We start from the raw sequence: 21,037 nt of genomic DNA, 5'->3' as shown, positions 1-21,037 counted from the left end.
AAAGGTTAAAGGGGGGACACGGATAAAGGAACGGACATCCGTGCCTTTATCCGTGTCCCCCCTTTAACCTTATCCCGGCTGGCGGGCGGCTTTCGGCACATCGGTGGTATCGGTTTCGACGTGCTGGCGCAACTGGTCGGCGCGTTTGGCCAGGGCGATCAGGTCGTCGTCGATCTCGCTGTTGTTGCGGGCATAGTCGCGCAGGTCTTTGACCAGCTTGAGCAGGTGCGGCGCGGAAGCGATCAGGCGGGCCTGCATTTCGATCAGGGCCGGGTCGCGTTCGTACTCGGCGCCGGGCACACGCCAGCCGCCCCAGTCGTTTTCATCGGTGACGACGATCGGGTAGGTGCCGGGAAAGGGGTGGTTGCGGCTTTCTTCCGGTGTCTGCCACTTGTTACGGGCGCGCATCAGGCGCCAGTGATCGAGGTTTTGATCGCCATTGTTTTTCTCGGCGGCGCTTTCCGGAGTCAGTTCCTCGGCGGCGAAATCACGGCCAAGGCCGCAATCATAGGTGACGCGGACCGGCTCGTCGAAGCCCTTGACCCAGACCGGATTCACCTTGTCGATCACCGCCCAGGTGCCGACAGGTTCGACATAGACGCGCTGATGGCGATGGTAGGTCGCTTTGGCCATGAAACACCCTCTTGCTTATTCTTAAGCTTGTTATGAACGCCTGTTTTACCGCAAAAGTCTTAATAAATGACGGGCGGTGCTATGATGCCGTGCGGGGGTGGCCGGCGTGCGAGCAAGGCTTTGTTTCCAATGAAACTTTATTGGCGAAAGGTTCAGCCAGGAAAAAATATTAAATCAGACAATAATATTCAAGGCTTTGGATTCATTCGTACTATCAATATGACCTGAAAACAGGCCCAATTTGTTATCTTGCGATGCACAAAAATCGCGCCTAATCAGGAGCGCATAAAATAAAACCGGCTTGACATCTGATCATGCGTCGTCGGAACAAACCTGACTGCAAGTCTATGTTTTTGTGACGTAAAGTGTGACCTGTGCAAGCCTAACGGGCACCCTGGAACACTAAAACATGACCGATACCGTCCTCAATCACGTCAAACAACATATCGGCCTGCTCGATGGTTATCTCAGCGAAGCCGTGCACGAATTCGGCAAGGCCGAGGTCATGGACAAGGTTGAGGCGCTTAAGGACAAGACTTTCGATTTCAGCGCCCTGAGTGAATCCGAAGCGGCGCATATCGCCCGCATCATGACCTGCCTGTCGATGCTGTCGGTCCTTTCGGAGGATGTCGGGCAATTGGGGCAGAGCGACAGTTTCGAGAGCGCCGATGGCTCCATGCAGCCGATCAGCCTGGCCAACGCCGTGGCGTCCGCCCGCCAGTCGGGGGTAGACAAGGCCGAGATCGACGCCACGCTCAGCAGCATACTGGCTTCGCCGGTCTTTACCGCCCACCCCACCGAAATGCGCCGTGCCTCGATCGTCGAGCGCGAAACCGAGATTGCCACCCTGTTGCAGGCCTATGAGCGGGCCGCCAATCCGGGAGAGAAGAAACAACTCGGCGACGACCTGTACCGCGCCGTGGCCCTGCTGTGGAATACCCGCCTGAACCGGCCGGAGCGCATCACGGTGCGCGACGAGATCAACAACCTGATCGGTGCGGTCAAGCGTTCGGTCCTGCCGGCGCTGGTGACCCTCTATACCGAGTGGGGCCGCGATATCCAGCACGAGGGGCCGCTGCCGGACGTGCTCAAGCTGGGATCATGGATCGGCGGCGACCGCGACGGCCACCCGCATGTCGATGAAGTGACCCTGACCTACGCCTTCCGCGAGCAGGCGCGGGTCGCCTTCGATTTCTATCTCGTTCATCTCGACAAGCTCGATGCCGAACTCACTATGTCGGACGAGGTGACGCCGGTCAGTGACGCGCTCCACGACCTGGCGCGCAAGTCGCTCAATACCGATATCCACCGCGTCGATGAGCCTTATCGCCGCGCCATCGCCTACATCAGGCAGCGCCTGGCGCGCACGCGGGCGGAAACGCTCGGCGAGGCGACAAGCAGCCGTGCCGGCGATACCGCTGCACCCGCCTATGAAAGCTGCGCCGCCTTCCTGAAAGACCTGCGGGTGATGCGCGATTCCCTAGTGACCAATGGCGGCCGAAGGATGGTGGGCGCCACGCTCAAGACCCTGATCCGTATTGCGCGCTCATGCGGGTTCCATCTTCTGGCGCTTGACCTGCGGCAGAATTCCGATGTGCATGAGCGCGTCATCGCCGAACTGTTCACCCAGTCGTCGGAACTGGTCGATTATCTTGGCATGTCGGAAAGCGAGCGCTGTTCGCTGCTCTTTGCCGAACTGGCCAATGACCGGATTTTGCGCTGGGAATTCGGCAAATATTCCGACGAAACCCGCCGCGAACTGCGCATTGTCGATGCGGCGGCGGAGATCGTGAAGACCTTCGGGCCGGACGCCTTCGGCGCCTATGTCATTTCCAAGGCGTCGTCGGTATCGGATATCCTCGAACCGCTGGTGCTGCTGAAACAGGCCGGCCTGGTGCGCGGCGGACCGCAGCCGCACTGTATGCTGAAGATCTCGCCGCTGTTCGAGACGATCGGTGACCTGGAGGCGGCGCCGGAGATCATGAAGAAGTGGCTCGGCAATTTCGCCGTGCGCTCGCTGATGGGCCGCCCGGCCTTGCAGGAAGTGATGCTCGGCTATTCCGACTCGAACAAGGACGGCGGCTATACGTCTTCCAGATGGTCGCTGCATAAGGCGTCGAAGGCGATCAAGGCGGTATGCGACAAGGCCGGCGTGCAACTTCGCCTGTTCCATGGGCGTGGCGGTTCGGTCGGCCGTGGTGGCGGTCCCGCTTTTGCCGCCATCCTGGCCCAGCCGGAAGGCACGGTCGGCGGGCAGATCCGCGTCACCGAACAGGGCGAAATGATCGCGCGCAAGTTCGGCAATGTCGTCACCGCCCACAAGACGCTTGACAGTTTCGCGGCGGCGACCTTCCTGGCGACAGTGCCGAAGCGCGGTTCGAAAACCGCCGCGCTGTCAGCCGATGCGGTGCTGGAGGAGAAATTCACGCCGGTGATGGACAAGATCCATGCGGTGTCGTTCGAGGCCTATCGCGGCCTGGTCTATGACGACCCGCACTTCCTCGACTTCTTCCATACGGTGACGCCGGTCGACGAGATCGGCAACCTCAAGATCGGCTCGCGGCCGGCCTCGCGCACCTCATCGGGCAAGATCGAGGATTTGCGGGCGATTCCGTGGGTCTTCGCCTGGTCGCAGACGCGCTTTATGCTGCCCGGCTGGTATGGCTTCGCGGCGGCGGTGCGGGAACTGAAGATCGCGGACAGTGTGCTGGAAGAGATGATCCAGTGGGACTTCTTCGACGTCTTCATCGCCAATATGGAGATGGCGCTGGCCAAGACCGACATGGAGATCGCGCGCCAATATGCCGACCTGGCCGGCGAGCCGGAAGAGGCCGACCGCATCTATGCTCGGATCAAGGCGGAGTTCGACGATACCGTGGCGCTGATCCTGCGCCTCCGCAAGGCGCCTTACCTGCTGTCGACGCATGAACGCCTGCGCAACCAGATCGAACGTGCCAATCCACTGCTCAATTCGCTCAATCGCTTACAGGTCTATCTGCTCGGCATCCGCCGCCACGGCAACCGCCATAAGCTGGTGCAACTGGCCATGCAACTGACGGTCAACGGTATTGCCAGCGCGCTGCGCAATACAGGATAAGGCACGGATGCCGCTGCGCGGCGACACGGATCAGCACGGATTTTGTGGGCGGCACGGGCTTCGCGGATGAGTGGAGCCTGTGCGGTTTTGCATGATTTGAATGACGGCTTCGCCGTCGAAAGCGGCCGGTTTATGCACCATTGCATGAAGATATCCTGAAATTCGTGCCTTTATCCGTGGTGAACCTTAACGATATCGGCAACAGACGCAACAGGGCGCTAAATCCCGCATCCGGCCTTGTTTTGGCAGGGGCTTTCATCCTATATGACCGGCTGGGATGGCGCTTTGGCTCCGTCCTCGATCACGCAGTTTATTTTCACGATTGACCTGCCGGAAAACAGAGGTTATGACAACGCTGTCATGACTAAAGCCCTGGGACAAAGGGCGGGTCACAGGTTCGGAACGAAAAGGTCTCATGTCGGCATCTTCTGCAAGTAATGGCGTGCGCCAACAGGTTTTTGTCCTTGTCGGGGGCACGGGCGATCTCGCCATGCGCATGTTGTGGCCTTCGCTGGCCATGCTGGATCAGGACGGATTTTTGTCCGATGACCTGCGTATTATTTCCGTCGCCCGCGAAGACTGCGGCACCGAGGCCTGCGTCGATCGTATCGGTGCGGCCGTGATGAGCCGGGTCGGCGAATGGGTCGAGCCGGCGGCGCTCAAGCGGTTCCGCAAGCGTATCGTTCACGTTGCGCTCGATGCCGCCCATGATAACTGGGGCGTCAAGCTGAAAGACGAACTCGGTGATGTTGACAAGCTCGATATCGTCTATTTCCTGTCGGTGTCGCCGTCGCTGTTCAAGCCGATCTGCGAGCACATCGAGAAGGCCGGCCTCAACAAGGCCCCCAATCGCGTCGTCATCGAAAAGCCGATCGGCCGCGACCTGGCGACCTCGAAGATCATCAACGATTCCGTCGCCCACGCCTTCGATGAAGCACGCACCTTCCGCATCGATCACTATCTCGGCAAGGAGACGGTGCAGAACCTGATCGCCCTGCGCTTCGGCAATATGGTCTTCGAACCGCTGTGGAATGCGCAGTCGATCGATCATATCCAGATTACCATCGCCGAAACGGTCGGGGTGGCGGACCGCCTTGGCTATTATGACGAATACGGCGCCATCCGCGACATGCTGCAAAATCACCTGCTGCAATTGCTCTGCCTGCTGGCGATGGAGCCGCCGTCTTCGCTGGCTTCGGATGCCCTGCGCGACGAAAAGGTCAAGGTGCTGCGCTCGCTCAAGCCGATCACTGCCGCCAATGTCGTCAATACCACGGCGCGCGGCCAGTATGGTCCCGGCTTCGCCGACGGTCATCCGATCGCCGGTTACGAGGCCGAAAAGGGTTCGCCGTCGAACACCGAAACCTTCGTCGCCATCAAGGCCGAGATCGCCAACTGGCGCTGGGCCGGCACGCCGATCTACATGCGCACGGGCAAGTGCCTGCCGTCGCGCGCCACTGAAATCGTTATCCAGTTCAAGCCGCTGCCGCACTCGATCTTCGGCGCCGAGGCGCACGCCAACCGCCTGCTGATCCGTTTGCAGCCGGACGAAGATATCTCGCTGACCCTGATGAACAAGGCGCCCGGCCTGACCGCCGAGGGGATGCACCTGCAACCGCTCGATCTCAGCCTGTCGCTGATCAAGGCGTTTGACGGCAATGATGACGGCAAGCCGCCCCGCCGCCGCATCGCCTATGAACGCCTGATCCTTGATGCGCTTAATGGCAACAACGCGCAATTCGTCCGCCGCGACGAAGTTGAGGCGGCCTGGACCTGGGTGGACGGCATCATCCAGGCGTGGACCGACACGCACATGAAGCCGCAGATGTATCCGGCGGGCACCTTCGGCCCGGTCAGCGCCTTCCGCCTGATCGAGCGCGACGAAGGGCGTGTATGGAATGACTGAGGCCGCGCATAAGCTGAACGTCTCGGAAGATGTTCTGACCTGGAACGCGCACGGCAAGACCGTAACCGTGCATTGCTTCGCCAATGCGGCGCGGGCCGGCACCTATATCGCCGACGCCATCGCCGAGGCCTTGCGCCATGCTGTTGATGTGCGCGGCCAGGCCGTGTGGATCGGCTGTGGCGGCACTACGCCGAAGCCGGTCTATCAGCACCTGATCCATGCCGAGATGGACTGGTCAAAGGTGACCCTGGCCCAGGTCGATGAACGTTTCGTGCCGATCGATGACGCCGCCTCGAATACGCGCATGATGCGTGAGGCTTTGGCGCCGGTTCTGGCTGATAGGGATCATTCCGGCCAAAAAAAGGGAATGACCTTCCTGACGCTTATTCAGGATATCGACGATCAGGCCGCCTGCGCCGAAAAAGCCGAAAAGACCCTGCGCGATCTCAATCACGGCGAGGCGCCGCGTTTCGATTTCGCCCTGATGGGGATGGGGCCGGATTCGCACTACGCCTCGATCTTTCCGCACAATCCGGTCAATGCCGAGGTCTATACGACCGAGCGCCTCGTCCTGCCGGTTCAGCCGCATACCGACGGCACCGAGCCGCAACTGCCGCGCATCACCCTTTCGGTGCCGGCCATCAACAATTCGCGCCGCATTCTGTTTTATATCACCGGTCAGGCCAAGCTCGACGCCCTGCGGGCATCGACCGAAGACACCGACCCCTATACCTCGCCGATCGGCGCGTTTATCGCGCAATGTCCGACCGACGTCGAATTCGTCTGGGCGGGCTAAGGACTAAAACCATGACTACATTGCATCCCGTAATCGCCGAAGTCACTGACCGCATCATCGCGCGCTCGAAAGATCTGCGGCAACAATTCATGGACCGCGCCGACCGCTACAAGGCGAACGAACCGCGCCGCAAGAAGCTGAGCTGCGCCAACTATGCCCACGTCGTGGCGGCGTCCACACCGGATGAAAAGCTCCAGGCCGCGCTCGACGCCGTGCCCAATATCGGCATCGTGACGGCCTATAATGACATGCTGTCGGCGCACCAGCCCTATCATGACTACCCGGAAAAGCTCCGCGGCATGGCGCGCAAGTTCGGCGCCACCACCCAGGTCGCCGGTGGCGTACCAGCCATGTGCGATGGCGTGACGCAAGGCCGTCCGGGCATGGAACTCAGCCTGTTCTCGCGCGATGTCATCGCCATGAGCACGGCCGTTTCGCTGAGCCATGACGCCTTCGATGCCGGTCTGATGCTGGGTATCTGCGACAAGATCGTGCCGGGCCTGGTTATCGGCGCGCTCAGCTTCGCCCACCTGCCGATCATCTTCGTGCCGTCCGGCCCGATGGGGTCCGGCCTGCCGAACCCGGAAAAGGCCAAGGTCCGCACGCTTTATGCGCTGGGCGAAGTTGGCCGTGACGCGCTGCTGGCCGCCGAAATGGCCTCGTATCATTCGGCCGGCACCTGCACCTTTTACGGCACCGCCAATTCCAACCAGATGCTGATGGAAATGATGGGGCTGCATGTGCCGGGCGCCGCCTTTGTGTCGCCGGGCACGCCTTTGCGTGACGCCCTGACGCAGTGCGCCGTCGAGCGTGCAGCGAAGTCGGCGGAAAATTCCAAAACCCCGTCGCGTATGGCCGATGTCATCGACGCCAGGGCCATCGTCAACGGCGTCATCGGCCTGATGGCGACGGGTGGTTCGACCAATCACGCCCTGCACCTGCCGGCGATGGCCCGCGCCGCCGGCGTGATCCTGACCTGGGAAGACATGGACAGGATCTCGTCCGTGGTGCCGCTGCTGGCGCGCGTTTACCCGAACGGCTCGGCCGATGTGAATCATTTCCACGCTGCCGGCGGCATGGCCTTCGTCATTCGCGAACTGCTGAACGCCGGCCTGATGCACGGCGATGTCCAGACCATCTGGGGACAAGGCATGGCGGACTACGCCAAGGAGCCTTTCCTTGACGGCAATACGGTCGTGTGGCGTGACGCGCCGGCGGTCAGCCATGATGAAAACGTACTGCGCCCGGCGTCCAATCCGTTCTCGCCGGAGGGCGGCCTGCGCGAAATCAAGGGCAATCTCGGCACGTCTGTCGCCAAGGTCTCGGCGGTCAAGCTGGAGCACCAGATCGTTGAGGCGCCGTGCGTGGTGTTCGACGATCAGGACGATTTCCTGGCCGCCTTCAAGACGAAACAACTGCCGGAAGGCGATTTCATTTGCGTCGTCCGCTTCCAGGGGCCAAAAGCCAACGGAATGCCGGAACTGCATAGCCTTACGCCGTCGCTGTCGAGTATGCTTGATGCCGGCCGCAAGGTGGCGCTGGTGTCTGACGGCCGCATGTCGGGGGCATCGGGAAAGGTGCCTGCCGTTATCCACCTGACGCCGGAAGCGGTCGATGGCGGACCGATTGCGAAACTGCGAAACGGAGACCTGTTGCGCGTCGATTGCGTGGCCGGAACCATCAACTTTCTCGGTGATGCCGCCGAGTTTTCACAAAGAACAAATGCCGATCGGCCCCCAGAGGCGGACGGCATGGGACGGGAACTTTTTGCGCACATGCGTCGAGCGGTAGGACCGGCCGACCAGGGTGGCGCCGTTTTTTGGTAAATATATGACAGCGCATTTCGAGAGCAGCTCCATCAAGACAACATCCGATCGCGCCCTGCGCGGCTTGGTGGGTGATATCGGCGGCACCAACGCCCGGTTCGCCATAGCGGAGCGCGTAAACGGCAAGACGAACCTGGCGAACTTCAAGTCGCTGGAAACGGCCGACCACAAGGACGTCTATGACGCCCTGAAGACCTATTTCGAGTCGATCGGCGGCCGGCCGGAGCTGGATTACGCCTGCGTCGCCGTGGCCGGACCGGTCAAGGACGGCCGGATCAAGTTCACCAATCTCGACTGGGAGGTCGAAGAAGGACTGCTGGCGAAGGCGACCGGCGCGCGTCGGGCAAAACTGATCAATGATTATGCGGCCCTGGCCTTTGCCCTGCCGCACCTGGGTGACGGCGACACCAAGTGCATAGGGCTGGTCAGAAAAGGTTTCGGCGACGTTCATGCCGTCATGGGCGCCGGCACCGGCTTCGGCGCCTCGGTGCTGGTCGGCGGAGAATTCGGCCCCTATTGCCTCTCCACCGAAAGCGGTCATATCTCGTTTGCGCCGGTCAATGACTATGAGAGCGAAATCCTGCGTTTCCTGCGCAAGAAGCACGGCCGCGTGACGGTCGAAATGCTGCTGTCGGGGCCTGGGCTGGTCAATCTCTATCAGGCGATTTCCTCCATACGGGGTGAACTGGCCGAAGACCTGACGCCGGCGCAGATTACCCATCTCGAAGGCGAGGACGCCACCGGATCGCGTTACACGGTTGAGGCCTTCCTCGATATCATGGCGTCGGTGTGCGGCGACCTGGCGCTGGCGCACGGCGCCGTGTCCGGCATGTTTATCGCCGGCGGCATCGCGCCGCGCCTGATCAAGCATATTGACGAACTGCGCTTCCGCGCCCGCATGGAGGCCAAGGCGCCGCTGGCGGGTCTGGTGGCCAGTATTCCGTCGAGCATCATCATCCATCCGTATGCGGCGCTGCTCGGTTCGGCGAATGCGCTGACGGATGTGCAGATTACGGCTTAAATTTAGAAAGTAAGACACCCCACCACCACGCCTTTCAGGCGCGGTCCCCCTCCCCACCAAAGGTGGGGAGGTATAAGAAAGCGCTTGTACCTCCCCGGCTTGCCGGGGAGGGGGACCATGAGCGCAGCGAATGGTGGTGGGGTGTCTTGCTTTCCCAGAACAAAGGAACGACCACCATGTCCACGCATCCCGATATACCGAAATTCATGACTATGGGGCCGGTGCTGCCGGTGATGGTCATCCCGTCGCTCGACCAGGCCCTGCCGCTGGCCGACGCCCTGCTGGCCGGCGGCATCAAGGTGCTGGAAATCACCCTGCGCACCGATTGCGCGCTGGAGGCCATCGCCCTGATCGCCAAAGAGCGCCCGGATGCGGTCGTCGGCGCCGGCACGGTGCTGACGCCGAAGGACGCCGAAAAGGCCGCCAGGGCCGGCGCGAAGTTCCTCGTCTCACCGGGCCTGACCAAGACCCTGGCGCATCAGGACGCCTTGCCGCTGCTGCCGGGCGTCGCCACCTCGTCGGAAGTGATGAAGGCGCTGGAGTGGGGCTTTACTCACCTGAAATTCTTCCCGGCGGTGCCGGCTGGTGGTATTCCCTACCTTAAGGGCATCGGCGGTCCGCTGCCGCAGGCCAGGTTCTGCCCGACCGGCGGGATTGATGCGAAAAACGCCGCTGATTTCCTGGCGCTCGATAATGTGCTGTGCGTCGGTGGGTCGTGGGTGGCTCCGGCCAAGGCGATGAACGAGGGCAATTGGGCTGAAATCACCCGTCTGGCCGCCGAAGCGGTGGCGACGTTCAGCAAGAAATAACGCCAAATCTCTTCGTGAGATTTGGCAAGCGCGACTGCGCGCCCGAGCCTTTGGGAGGTATGCTTGCGCGGCAGTGGAAAAAATGGAAATGGATAAGACCTGAGTGTTGAAAACACTCAGGTCTTATCCATTGACAAAGCTGTCATGACAGACGCAAGTTGAGGATACCAATTGACTATATAAAGGCTCGGATTCGAGTGACGCAGACCAAGGCTCCGGCAAAAGAACAATCCGTTGCCAATACGGTCTCCACGATCAACGACGTGGCGCGACTGGCCGGCGTATCGATCAAGACCGTTTCGCGGGTGATGAACAACGAACCGAACGTGCGCGAGGAAACCCGCACCAAGGTAAAAGACGCCGCCGCCCGCCTGCATTATCGCCCGAACCTGCTGGCGCGGTCGCTGGCTGGCGCGCGCAGTTTCCTCGTCGGCCTGCTCTATGATAATCCATCCTCCAGCTATGTCATCGACATGCAGCAGGGCGTGATCGAGCGTTGCCGCCAGAGCGGCTACCATGTGCTCAGCGAGCCGCAGGACAGTCTGGCGCCGGACATCGGCCGGGCGATCGCTTCGCTGCTGGCCACCATCCGCCTCGACGGCGTGATCCTGACGCCGCCTTTGTGCGACATGGCCGTGGTGCTCGATGCGGTCGAAGCGGCAGGCGTGCCCTATGTGCGGGTGTCGCCGTCATTGTTCCCTGGTCGCTCGGCGCTGGTCGAGATGGACGATACCCAGGCGGCCTACGAGATGACGCAGTTCCTGCTGGCGCGCGGTCATACCGATATCGGTTTTGTGCGCGGCCATCCGGAACATGGCTCCTCGCACCGACGCTATGACGGCTTCGTCAAGGCGATGCGCGAGGCGAAGGTTGAGCCGCGCACCCACCGGATCGCGCAGGGCTTCAACAGTTTCGCGTCCGGGCTAGAAGCGGCCAAGGGGCTTTTCAAGAATAGCGGCGACCTGCCGACCGCCATTTTCGCCTCCAATGACGAAATGGCTTTTGGCGTCATGGCCTATGCCCAGCAGACCGGCGTGCGTATCCCCGATCAGGTGTCGGTGGTCGGTTTCGATGATACGCCGGGATCGATGATTATCTGGCCGCACCTGACGACGATCCGCCAGCCGGTGACCGACCTGGCCTATGCCGCGGCCGATATGCTGCTGTCACGCGCGACGGTGGATGAAGACGCGCCGAACTTCAGCGATACGCGCCGCGAACTGCCGTTCGAGCTGGTTGAGCGCGAGTCGGCGAAAGCGGTTTAATTTAGCAAGCAAGATATCCCACCACCCCGCCATGAAGAATGGCGCGGTTCCCTTCCCCGAACACGTCGGGGAGGGACAAGAAAGCTGCTTATTATAGGGGGCGACGCGCCCTTGCGTGTTGGCGGCGGGGCAAAAAAAACCCGATGGACCAAAAAGGTCCATCGGGATAAAGGCCAGTACCTTCCAAATAATGCCACATTTAAGAAGGCGCTTTAAAACCACGGAAGCGAAACGGCTATGAAAAAGGGAAAGAAACCGGGCCGCATAATGGTTTTAAACACAGAACCCAATCCGCAAATTTCATGGAAACCGGCGCATCGGGGAAACAGGGTGAGACAGTCATATCAAATCTGACAACGCTGTCAAATAAATTATGAAAGCAAATATCTTTTTTGACGTGAAAGACGGGATATCCCGCACTGCAACCGTTTCGCGCCATGGGGTATCGAGACTTGACGCACCTTGATAGCGCTGTCATTAAAAGGGATTGCCCCGTCGTCACAGACTGCAAAAAGGGGCGATGTGTGGCGTGATAACCGGTGGCTTTTTCAGACCGCTGGAGCGTGCTACAGGTCAAGAGCGCTTTCCGAAAAGTGTGCTGCACTTTTCGGATTAAAAAGCGCGTAAAAGCAAAGAATTAAAGCGCCGTCCGATGCCATCGGACAGACGCGAAAAAAATGTTGTGGAAGAACGCCTTAAGGAGCCTCCAATTGTCTAATCGTGAAATGACCCGGAAGATATCTCTCAAGCCGGCCCTGATGTTTGGTGCGGCGCTTGGCGTATTGTGCGCGCTCAGCTTCGGCCTGCCCGATGTGGCGGAAGCGAAAGCCAAGCCCGCTGCGCACAAGTCGGTCAAGAAAAAAAACGGCGTAAAGAAAAAGGCGGTCGCCAAAAAGGCCGCGGCGAAAGCGCCGGCCGTGATCGCTGTCGATCCCGCCTGGCCGAAACTGGCCCCGGCCGGTCTGGTCGATCCCGCCACCGAGGCCAGGATCACCGAGATCATGAGCCAGATGACGCTTGAAGAGAAGGTCGGCCAGACCATCCAGGCCGATATCAACTTCATCAAGCCGGAAGAGCTGAAAACTTACCCGCTGGGGTCTATCCTGGCCGGGGGCAACTCCTCGCCGGGCCAGAACGAACGCGCCACGCCCGACCAGTGGCTGAAACTGGCCGATGACTACTGGCGCGCCGCCGCCGAGCGCCCGACCAAGGCGCCGATCCCGCTATTGTTTGGCATCGATGCTGTTCACGGCCATTCAAATCTCGTCGGCGCCACTATTTTTCCGCACAATGTCGGTCTGGGCGCGACGCATAATCCGGACCTGATCGAGAAGATCGGTGAAGCCACCGCCGCCGAAATGGCCGCCGCCGGCGTGGACTGGACCTTTGCCCCGACCGTGGCCGTGGCGCGCGACAAGCGCTGGGGCCGCGCCTATGAAAGCTATTCGGAAAACCCGGCCGACGTCGCCGCCTATGCCGGCAAGATGGTCGAGGGGCTGCAAGGCGTCGGCGGCGGGCGTGACGGCATCAAGCCGGGCCATATCATGTCGACCGCCAAGCATTTCCTCGGTGACGGCGGCACGATGGACGGCAAGGACCAGGGCGACGCCGAGATGAGCGAAGCCGATCTGGCGCGTATTCATGGCGCCGGTTATCCGCCGGCTATCGAGGCAGGCGCCCTGTCGGTCATGATCTCGTTTTCGTCGTGGAACGGCCAGAAGATGGCCGGAAACAAACGCCTGATCACCGGTGCGCTGAAACAGCGGATGCACTTCGACGGCTTCACCATTACCGACTGGGACGCCCATCGCCAGTTGGAAAGCTGCGCCAAGGACGATTGCCCGGAGGCGATGAACGCCGGCGTCGATATGTTCATGGCGCCGGATTCGTGGAAGCCGATGTATGAGAATACGCTGGCCGATGTGAAGGCCGGCACCATCCCGATGTCGCGCCTCGATGACGCCGTGCGCCGTATCCTGCGCGCCAAGATCAAGGGCGGGTTGTTCACGCTTGGCGCGCCGCTCGACCGGCCGCTGTCCGGCAAGTGGGACCAGTTAGGCTCGCCCGAACATCGCGCCATCGCCCGTCAGGCGGTGCGTGAATCGCTGGTGCTGATTAAGAATGAAAATCACACCCTGCCGCTCGATCCGGGCGCGCGCATCCTTGTCACCGGTTCCGGCGCCAACGATATCGGCAAGCAGGCTGGCGGCTGGACCATTACCTGGCAGGGCACCGGCAATACGCGTGCTGATTTCCCGCATGGCCAGTCGATCTGGGAAGGCATTGCCGAGGTGACGGAAAAGGCCGGCGGCGTGGCGTCGTGGAGCGAAAACGGAGTCTATAAGGAAAAGCCGGACGTGGCCGTCGTCGTCATCGGCGAAGACCCCTATGCCGAATTCCAGGGCGACCGCGCCAATCTTGATTACCAGACCGGAGACCGCACCGACCTGGAGCTGATTCACAAGCTGAAAAGCCAGGGCATCAAGGTGGTCACCGTCTTCCTGTCGGGCCGCCCGCTGTGGACCAATCCGGAAATCAATGCCTCTGACGCCTTTGTCGAGGCCTGGCTGCCGGGCACAGAAGGCGGCGGCATCGCAGATGTCATCATAGGTGATCTCAACAAGCAGCCGCGCTATGATTTCAAGGGCAAGCTGACCTTCTCGTGGCCGAAAACCGCCAATCAGGGACCGCTCAATGTCGGCACCGCCGGCTATGATCCGCTCTTCCCCTATGGCTATGGCCTGACCTATAAAGATATCGGCGATGTGCCGCAGTTGTCGGAAGATTCCGGCCTGCGTGATGTCGCCGTGGTCAATGTCGATACCTATTTCGCCGCCGGCCGGGTTAAGGCGCCGTGGCAATCGGCGGTGATGGACAGCCAGGGCATCACGATGATCAGCGGGCCTTCGGTCGAAAGCGCGAGCGGCAATGTCACCCAGACGACGGTGGACGCCGACAAGCAGGAAGCCGGCCGGTCGGTGGTCTTCAAGGGCAATGGCATAGGTGCGGTGGCCATTTTCGGTGCGCCGGTCGATCTCAGCCGCCAGACCACGGGCAAGATGGCGCTGGAGGTCAGGTATCGCCTCGATTCCACTGTTTCCGGACCGGTCATGCTGACCATGGGCAAGGACGAAAAGACCTATAGCTCACTGGATATCGGCTCGAACCTCAAGGGGCAGGTCGGCCAATGGGCGACGCTCAAGGTGAAGCTGGACTGTTATGAAGCGGCCGGTCTCGATGTGAAGCAGGTCGGCGTGCCGTTCTCGCTGTCGACGACGGCGCCTCTGTCGATCAGCTACAGCGAGATCAAGCTGGCTTCGGACGAGGGCGACGCCGTCTGTCCGGCGAAGTAAGGAAATGATCCTCCCCTGCGTAGCGGGGGAGGTGTCAGCGCGAGGCTCGAAGAGCCGGTGTCGCTGACGGAGGGGGGGAACGGACGGTAGAGATTGCCCCCTCCGGCTCGACAGGCTCGCCACCTCCCCCGCTACGCAGGGGAGGATCTTTGAAGAACAGAGCGGCGAATGCAATCGCCGCCGTTTCACCTCGCTTGAGGCGATCGTTGGGATTCGGGATTGATTCAGCCGCAAAGCTGTGTCAATTGTATGATAATATAGATCAAGAGCGTTGCGTAACGCGCTCAAGAGGGGAAACATGCCTGATTTAGCAACACTGCTGCCCGCGAGCAGCTTTCTGAAGAGCCTCGATATCTGGATCGTGCTCTTTTACGCCGTCTCCATTTTCGTCCTGGCCCAGGTCGTTTCGCGCCGCAAGGCCGGCGAGGCGGTCACGTCCAACGGTTACTTCCTGGCCGGCAACACCCTGCCGTGGTGGGCCATCGGCGCCTCGCTGATTGCCGCCAACATCTCCGCCGAACAGATCATTGGCATGTCGGGATCGGGTTACAAGATCGGCCTGGCCATCGCCTCATATGAATGGATGGCGGCCATTACCCTGATCATCGTCGGGAAATATTTCCTGCCGGTCTTCCTGCGCAATGGCGTCCAGACCATGCCGGGCTTCCTGCAACAGCGCTTCGGCCCGTCGGTGAAATACCTGATGGCCATCTTCTGGCTGATCCTCTACGTCTTCGTCAACCTGACCTCGATCCTGTGGCTCGGTGGCACGGCGGTGACGACCGTAACCGGCCTCGATACCCTGACCGTGCTGATCGGCCTGGGCACCTTCGCCCTGCTGTATCAGTTGTCGGGGGGCTTGAAAGCCGTGGCACTGACCGATATCGTGCAGGTCACGCTGCTGGTACTGGGCGGGCTGATTATCGCCGGCCTGACGCTGAGCAAGATCGGTGGCGCGGCCAATATCACCGGTTTTGCCGATGGCTTCAACAAGCTGCGCGCCAGCTTCCCTGACCACTTCCATATGATCCTCGACAAGTCGTCCGAGCACTACAAGGATCTGCCTGGCATCGCCGTGCTGGTCGGCGGCATGTGGATCATGAACATCTCCTACTGGGGTTTCAACCAGTACATCATTCAGCGCGCCCTGGCCGCCAAGTCGCTGGCGGAAGCGCAAAAGGGCATCGCCTTTGCCGCCTACCTCAAGCTGCTCATGCCGCTGATCGTCGTCGTGCCCGGCATGGCCGCCCTGATCCTGGCGCCCGGCCTGCCCAAGCCAGACCAGGCCTATCCGCAGATGATGACGCTGCTGCCAACCGGCCTGCTCGGTCTTGTCTTCGTGGCGCTGACCTTTGCGGTCATTTCCTCGACGGCCTCCAAGATCAACTCCATCGCCACGATCTTCACCATCGATATCGTGGCGCCGCTCAAGCGCGACCTGAGTGAAAAGACCCTGGTGATGGTCGGCCGTGTCGCCGCCATTGTGGCGGTGGTGATCGCCATTGTCGTCGCCAAGCCGCTGGTCGGCTCCTTCGACCAGGCCTTCCAGTATATCCAGGATTTCACCGGCTTCTTCACGCCGGGCATCGTGGTTATCTTCGCGCTGGGCATGTTCTGGAAGCGCTGCTCGACCGCAGGGGCTTTCGCCGCCGTGGCTGGCGGCTTCCTGATGTCGTGCTTCTTCTACGTGGCGTCATACCTCCACACCCATCCCGATTTCCTCGGCTTCAGCAACAGCTTCATGGCCACGACTGTGCCGGATATGCCGTTCATGAACCGCGTCGGCTGGGTCTTCTGGATCGCGCTCGGCCTGTGCGTCGCCGTCTCGCTGGTGGTGCCGAACAAGAAGGAAGTCTCGACGCTTACGCTGGAAGGCGTCAGCTTCAAGACGACCCCGGTGGTCAACGCCCTGGCCATCGGTGTGATCGTCATCCTGATCGGCCTTTACTGGTACTTCTGGTAACGAAGCTCGTTGGTGGTCTGCGAACCGTCATCTGCCGGGATACGTTCTTACATATCGCTTTCACGATACTAGCGATGCGGTGCTCACGTACTCAAGTACGCTGCGCTTCTCGCCAGCTAACGGTTTTCGACTCGCCACAGCGCTTCGTCTTCCGTTCGTAAAAAGAAACGCGGCAGGAGCGATCCCGCCGCGTTTTTTTGTGTCTATTGCCCGTTACGGGTTCCGGGCGTAAATTACCGCCATAATCAAGGGAGGCTGTCATGGTATCTGGTTTTCGTGGCGCGCTGGTGAGCGCGGCGGTTCTGGCGGCAGTTGTTGCGTTTCCGGCCTTGGCCCAGATCCCGGTGAAAACCGCCAGCGGGCCGGTGTCCGGCGTGACGGCCGATGGCGTCGAAAGCTTCAAAGGCATTCCGTTTGCCGCGCCGCCGGTCGGTGATCTGCGCTGGCGCGCGCCGCAGCCCGCCGCGCATTGGATGACCCCGCTGAAGGCGGATCACTACGGTCACGACTGTATGCAGGAACCGTTCGGCGGAGATGCCGCGCCGCTGGGCACCACGCCTTCAGAAGACTGTCTGGTGCTCAACGTCTGGCGTCCGGCGGGACATCACGACAAGCTGCCGGTGATCGTTTGGATCTATGGCGGTGGCTTCGTCAATGGCGGGTCTTCGCCGGCGGTCTATGACGGCTCGGCGTTCGCCCGCAAGGACGTCATCATGGTCAGCTTCAATTACCGACTGGGGCGGTTCGGCTTCTTCGGCCATCCGGCCCTGACGGCTGAGGACAAGGATGACCTGCTCGGCAATTACGGCTATATGGACCAGATCGCCGCATTGAAATGGGTGCAGGCCAACATCAAGGCGTTCGGCGGCGATCCGGCCAATGTCACCATTTTCGGCGAATCGGCCGGCGGCGGCAGTGTCCATATGCTGATGACCTCGCCGCTGACCAGGGGGCTGTTCGCTAAGGCAATTGTGCAATCGGGTGGTGGGCGTGGCAATCTGATGGGCGAGCGCCGCCTGCACGAGGACATGCCGGGCCAGCCGTCATCGGAAACGCTCGGCGTGGCGCTGGCCAGGGCGAACGGCATCGACGGCACGGACGCGGCGGCCCTGGCGAAACTGCGCGCCTTGCCGGCGGAAGTGGTGACCAACAAGCTCAGCCTCGCCAACATGGCGTCCGATACCTATGGCGGGCCGATGGTCGATGGCAAGATCGTGGTCGAGACCCCGCAGGCTGCTTACCTAGCCGGGCGCTACAACAAGGCGCCGTTGATCATCGGGGCCAACAGCGCCGATATCGGCTTCAATTTCGCCCAGACCAAGGAGGCGACCTTCGCGCCATTCGGGGCCAATATCGCCGCCGCTAAAGCCGCCTATGATCCGTTGGGCAAGTTTACGGTCGAGGTCATCCGCTACTTCATGGGCATGGATGCGATGATGATCGAGCCAGCGCGTTTCGTGGCCTCGACCCTGGCGACGCAGGGCGTGCCGAGCTATGAGTACCGTTATGCCTATGTGGCGGACTCGATGCAGGCGGAGTGGAAGACGGGCACGCCGCACGCCACGGAAATTCCCTATGTCATGGATACGGTGGCGGCCAAGTATGGTGACAAGCTGACCGCAAAAGACGCGAAAATTGCCGACCAGACCAACAGCTATTGGGCCAATTTCGCCAAAACGGGCAATCCGAATGGCCAGGGCCTGCCGGAGTGGCCGCAATATGATCCGAAGGCGGATGTGCTGCTCAATTTCGCCTCGGATGGCGTGCCTGTGGCTATGCCCGATCCGTGGAAGGCCAGGCTGGATGTGACCGCCGGCTTGGCCCAATAAAACTTGAGATGTAAGAATTTACCGGACGTTCAGGTCTGGTTCACAACCGCACCCGCTATGTATCCCCAGCAAGGTTTTGATCTTCCGTGTGGCTTCCCCGACGGATTGTCAGACATTTTGCGTTATAGAAACAGTTCCGCCTTCTAACGGTCGCTTTCCCCCGTTATCCGAGCGGATCGGGGATTATCTATATTTCAGGCAACATAATGCGTTCGACCAAATTCATGACCACGGGCCTGTATGGCCTGATCCTTTTCGGCTGCGTGGCCGGCGCCATGCCGGTGATGGCGCAGGAGGCTGCGCCTCCCCAAGCTGCGCCTGAGGCGGCCGCAAAGCCGGATGACGCGCCGACAACAACCGTGACCGTCGAAGGCAAGAAGGCGCAGAACAAGATCGACCGTCAGGTCTATGACAACACCAAGGATATCGACAGCCAGACCGGTACGGCGGCGGATGCCCTGAACAAGGTGCCGTCGGTCAATATCGACCCGACCGGCAATGTGACGCTGCGCGGCAATTCCAGTGTCCAGGTCTATGTCGATGGTAAGCCGTCGGTGATGATGCAGGGCGATAACCGCGCCGGCGCGCTGCAATCCATGTCGTCCGGCGATATCGATTCCATCGAGGTCATGACCAATCCCGGCGCGCAGTTTTCCTCGGAAGGCTCCGGCGGGATCATCAACCTGGTGATGCGCAAGAACCGCAAGCCCGGCAATACCGGCGCCGTCAACGTCAATGTCGGAGACGGCCGCTACAACGCCTCGCTCAACGGCGCGCGCAATACCGGCAAGTACACGATCAGCGGCGGCCTGAACATTCGCCATGACAATCGTCCGAGCCGTTCGGGTTCGGTCATGACGCGCCTTGACGCCAATGGCGACCCGGTGATGTCCACCGAGCAATCGGGGCAATCCGAAGGCCAGAACGACAATATCTCGGCCAATGCCGGGATCGATTACAATCTCGGTGACGAGGACTCGATCGGCTCGCAGATCGCCTGGTCGCGCCGCGAAATGGACAGTGACAGTCAGGAAACCTTCGCCAATTACGCCGCCGCCGGCGCTTTTACCAATGGTTATACGCGCAATTCGCACAATACCGGCCCGCGTGACGATTTCAGCTTCGATCTCAACTGGAACCACACCGGCGCCCTGACCGGCGAGAGTCTGAAGACCGACCTGCGGTTTGGCCGTTCGACCGGCAACACCGCGACGGAGGCGGCCAACACCAACAGTGACGGCTCGGTTGATACGGAAACCCGCACGTCGCAGAGCGATTTCCACAATGCCGTTTTCAGCGTCGATTATGTGCGGCCCTATGGCGAGGCGCAGATGACGACAGGTGTCCAGATCACCCAGGACAACAACAGTTTCCACAATGATGCCACCGGCGACAATGCGGCGGGCCTGATCAATGATTTCGCCTACGCCCAGACCCTGAGCGCCGCCTATATCACCTGGCAGCAGCCAATCGGCGAGAAGTGGACCGTGATGGGCGGCGTGCGCGTCGAGGCGCTGTCGCTCGATACCGACGCGATCAGCAGCCACACGACGAGCCAGATTGATTATACCAAGTTCAGCCCCAGCGCCTTCGCCACCTATGCGCTGAACGACAGCGCCAAGCTGCGTTTTTCGTATTCGCACCGCCTGCGTCGTCCGCAACCGCAGGATCTCAATCCGTTCGTCACCTATCGTGATCCGCAGAATGTCAGCGCCGGTAATCCGGACCTGAAACCGGAAGAAACCGACTCGTTCGAAGCTGGTTACGAAAAAAGCGCCGGCAAGATCAATTACCAGGTTCGCGCCTATTACCGGAAAACCGACAACAGCATCACCGACTACAGCTTTTACGATCCGGCGGACCCGTTGGTGCTTGTTACCACCAAGCGCAATTTCGGTGATAGCCAGTCGGGCGGGCTTGAAGGCAATTTCGATGGCAAGCTGACGGACAAGCTCTCCCTGCGCCTCAACGGCAACCTGGCCTACACCAAGCTGAATGCGGCTTCCCAGACGCGCGACACCGAGGCGACGACGCTCAGCGGGCGGATCAGCTTCGACTATACCGCCACGGCCAAGGACCGCTTCCAGCTCAGCTATTTCGCCCGCGGCAAGCAATTGACCGGCCAGGGGTATCGCGCGCCCTTCGGTATGGGCAATATGTCCTATCGCCACCAGGTAACGCCCAAGGCGGCGCTGGTCGTGACGGTGCAGGATCCGTTCCGCACGGCGAAATTCAAGACGGTTGTCGATACGGATACCGTCTACAGCGAATCCTCGCGCAGTATGCAGGGACAGGTCATTATGGTGGGCCTGAGCTATACGCTCGGCGGCGCCAGCGCCAGCAAGGACGGCGAAGGCAAGTGGGATGGCCGGCGCGGTCCCGGTGGCGGCGGTTGGAGTGGTCCCGGCGGCGGTGGCGGACCGATGTAAGAACAGGAAGGGCAGGGGGCAAACCTTGCCCTTTTTCTTTGCATTTTTTCTGTAATCGATTACACTTTGTGACAGCTATCAAAAAGACCGGGGCGGGGGCGATATCCGTG

At 60.8% G+C, this 21,037-nt stretch carries 12 protein-coding genes; 11 read left to right on the top strand and 1 reads right to left on the bottom strand.

Going from position 1 to position 21,037, the window contains the following annotated elements:
• Positions 1-69: 69 nt before the first annotated feature.
• Positions 70-633 carry a hypothetical protein gene (locus VL130_RS01020; RefSeq protein ID WP_325360177.1) on the bottom strand — a complete coding sequence of 188 codons (564 nt, stop codon included), beginning with the start codon at positions 631-633 and terminating at the stop codon, positions 70-72.
• Between the two features lie 409 nt (positions 634-1,042).
• Here VL130_RS01020 and ppc point away from each other — a divergent pair, with 409 nt between their 5' ends.
• The 11 genes from ppc (at position 1,043) to VL130_RS00965 (ending at position 20,927) form a co-directional block, all read left to right on the top strand.
• The gene (ppc, locus tag VL130_RS01015) at positions 1,043-3,730 is read left to right on the top strand and encodes a phosphoenolpyruvate carboxylase (protein WP_325360175.1); all 2,688 of its coding nucleotides are present in this window, start codon (positions 1,043-1,045) and stop codon (positions 3,728-3,730) included.
• Between the two features lie 415 nt (positions 3,731-4,145).
• Positions 4,146-5,636, top strand: coding sequence for a glucose-6-phosphate dehydrogenase (gene zwf / locus VL130_RS01010; RefSeq protein ID WP_325360171.1), 1,491 nt, complete (start codon positions 4,146-4,148; stop codon positions 5,634-5,636).
• Entirely contained in the window at positions 5,629-6,432 is an 804-nt protein-coding gene (gene pgl, locus VL130_RS01005) for a 6-phosphogluconolactonase (RefSeq protein WP_325360168.1), read from the top strand. Before zwf ends, pgl begins: the two co-directional genes overlap by 8 nt.
• Before the next feature lie 11 nt (positions 6,433-6,443).
• Positions 6,444-8,258, top strand: coding sequence for a phosphogluconate dehydratase (edd, locus tag VL130_RS01000; RefSeq protein ID WP_325360167.1), 1,815 nt, complete (start codon positions 6,444-6,446; stop codon positions 8,256-8,258).
• A 4-nt stretch (positions 8,259-8,262) separates the two neighbouring features.
• Positions 8,263-9,279, top strand: coding sequence for a glucokinase (locus VL130_RS00995; RefSeq protein ID WP_325360165.1), 1,017 nt, complete (start codon positions 8,263-8,265; stop codon positions 9,277-9,279).
• A gap of 176 nt (positions 9,280-9,455) precedes the next feature.
• Complete coding sequence (gene eda / locus VL130_RS00990) at positions 9,456-10,088, top strand: bifunctional 4-hydroxy-2-oxoglutarate aldolase/2-dehydro-3-deoxy-phosphogluconate aldolase (RefSeq protein ID WP_325360163.1); 633 nt, start codon at positions 9,456-9,458, stop codon at positions 10,086-10,088.
• Positions 10,089-10,285: 197 nt separating this feature from the next.
• Complete coding sequence (locus tag VL130_RS00985) at positions 10,286-11,353, top strand: LacI family DNA-binding transcriptional regulator (RefSeq protein ID WP_325360161.1); 1,068 nt, start codon at positions 10,286-10,288, stop codon at positions 11,351-11,353.
• A 758-nt stretch (positions 11,354-12,111) separates the two neighbouring features.
• Positions 12,112-14,706, top strand: coding sequence for a glycoside hydrolase family 3 protein (locus VL130_RS00980; RefSeq protein ID WP_414636193.1), 2,595 nt, complete (start codon positions 12,112-12,114; stop codon positions 14,704-14,706).
• A 298-nt stretch (positions 14,707-15,004) separates the two neighbouring features.
• Positions 15,005-16,669, top strand: coding sequence for a sodium:solute symporter family transporter (locus tag VL130_RS00975; RefSeq protein WP_325360159.1), 1,665 nt, complete (start codon positions 15,005-15,007; stop codon positions 16,667-16,669).
• A 260-nt stretch (positions 16,670-16,929) separates the two neighbouring features.
• Positions 16,930-18,498 (top strand): carboxylesterase/lipase family protein, encoded by a 1,569-nt coding sequence (locus tag VL130_RS00970; protein ID WP_325360157.1) that lies wholly within the window; start codon positions 16,930-16,932, stop codon positions 18,496-18,498.
• Between the two features lie 206 nt (positions 18,499-18,704).
• The gene (locus VL130_RS00965; RefSeq protein ID WP_325360155.1) at positions 18,705-20,927 is read left to right on the top strand and encodes a TonB-dependent receptor domain-containing protein; all 2,223 of its coding nucleotides are present in this window, start codon (positions 18,705-18,707) and stop codon (positions 20,925-20,927) included.
• The last annotated feature ends 110 nt before the right edge of the window (positions 20,928-21,037 follow it).

It is taken from the genome of Asticcacaulis sp. (genome assembly GCF_035497195.1).
In the GTDB taxonomy this organism is placed as follows: Bacteria; Pseudomonadota; Alphaproteobacteria; order Caulobacterales; family Caulobacteraceae; genus Asticcacaulis.
This window is presented reverse-complemented; position numbering and strand designations above follow the sequence as displayed.

Coding starts and splice junctions, on each gene's coding strand:
- VL130_RS01020 (WP_325360177.1), bottom strand. CDS start 633: ATGGCCAAAGCGACCTACCATCGCCATCAGCGCGTCTATGTCGAACCT.
- ppc (WP_325360175.1), top strand. CDS start 1,043: ATGACCGATACCGTCCTCAATCACGTCAAACAACATATCGGCCTGCTC.
- zwf (WP_325360171.1), top strand. CDS start 4,146: ATGTCGGCATCTTCTGCAAGTAATGGCGTGCGCCAACAGGTTTTTGTC.
- pgl (WP_325360168.1), top strand. CDS start 5,629: ATGACTGAGGCCGCGCATAAGCTGAACGTCTCGGAAGATGTTCTGACC.
- edd (WP_325360167.1), top strand. CDS start 6,444: ATGACTACATTGCATCCCGTAATCGCCGAAGTCACTGACCGCATCATC.
- VL130_RS00995 (WP_325360165.1), top strand. CDS start 8,263: ATGACAGCGCATTTCGAGAGCAGCTCCATCAAGACAACATCCGATCGC.
- eda (WP_325360163.1), top strand. CDS start 9,456: ATGTCCACGCATCCCGATATACCGAAATTCATGACTATGGGGCCGGTG.
- VL130_RS00980 (WP_414636193.1), top strand. CDS start 12,112: ATGTTTGGTGCGGCGCTTGGCGTATTGTGCGCGCTCAGCTTCGGCCTG.
- VL130_RS00975 (WP_325360159.1), top strand. CDS start 15,005: ATGCCTGATTTAGCAACACTGCTGCCCGCGAGCAGCTTTCTGAAGAGC.
- VL130_RS00970 (WP_325360157.1), top strand. CDS start 16,930: ATGGTATCTGGTTTTCGTGGCGCGCTGGTGAGCGCGGCGGTTCTGGCG.
- VL130_RS00965 (WP_325360155.1), top strand. CDS start 18,705: ATGCGTTCGACCAAATTCATGACCACGGGCCTGTATGGCCTGATCCTT.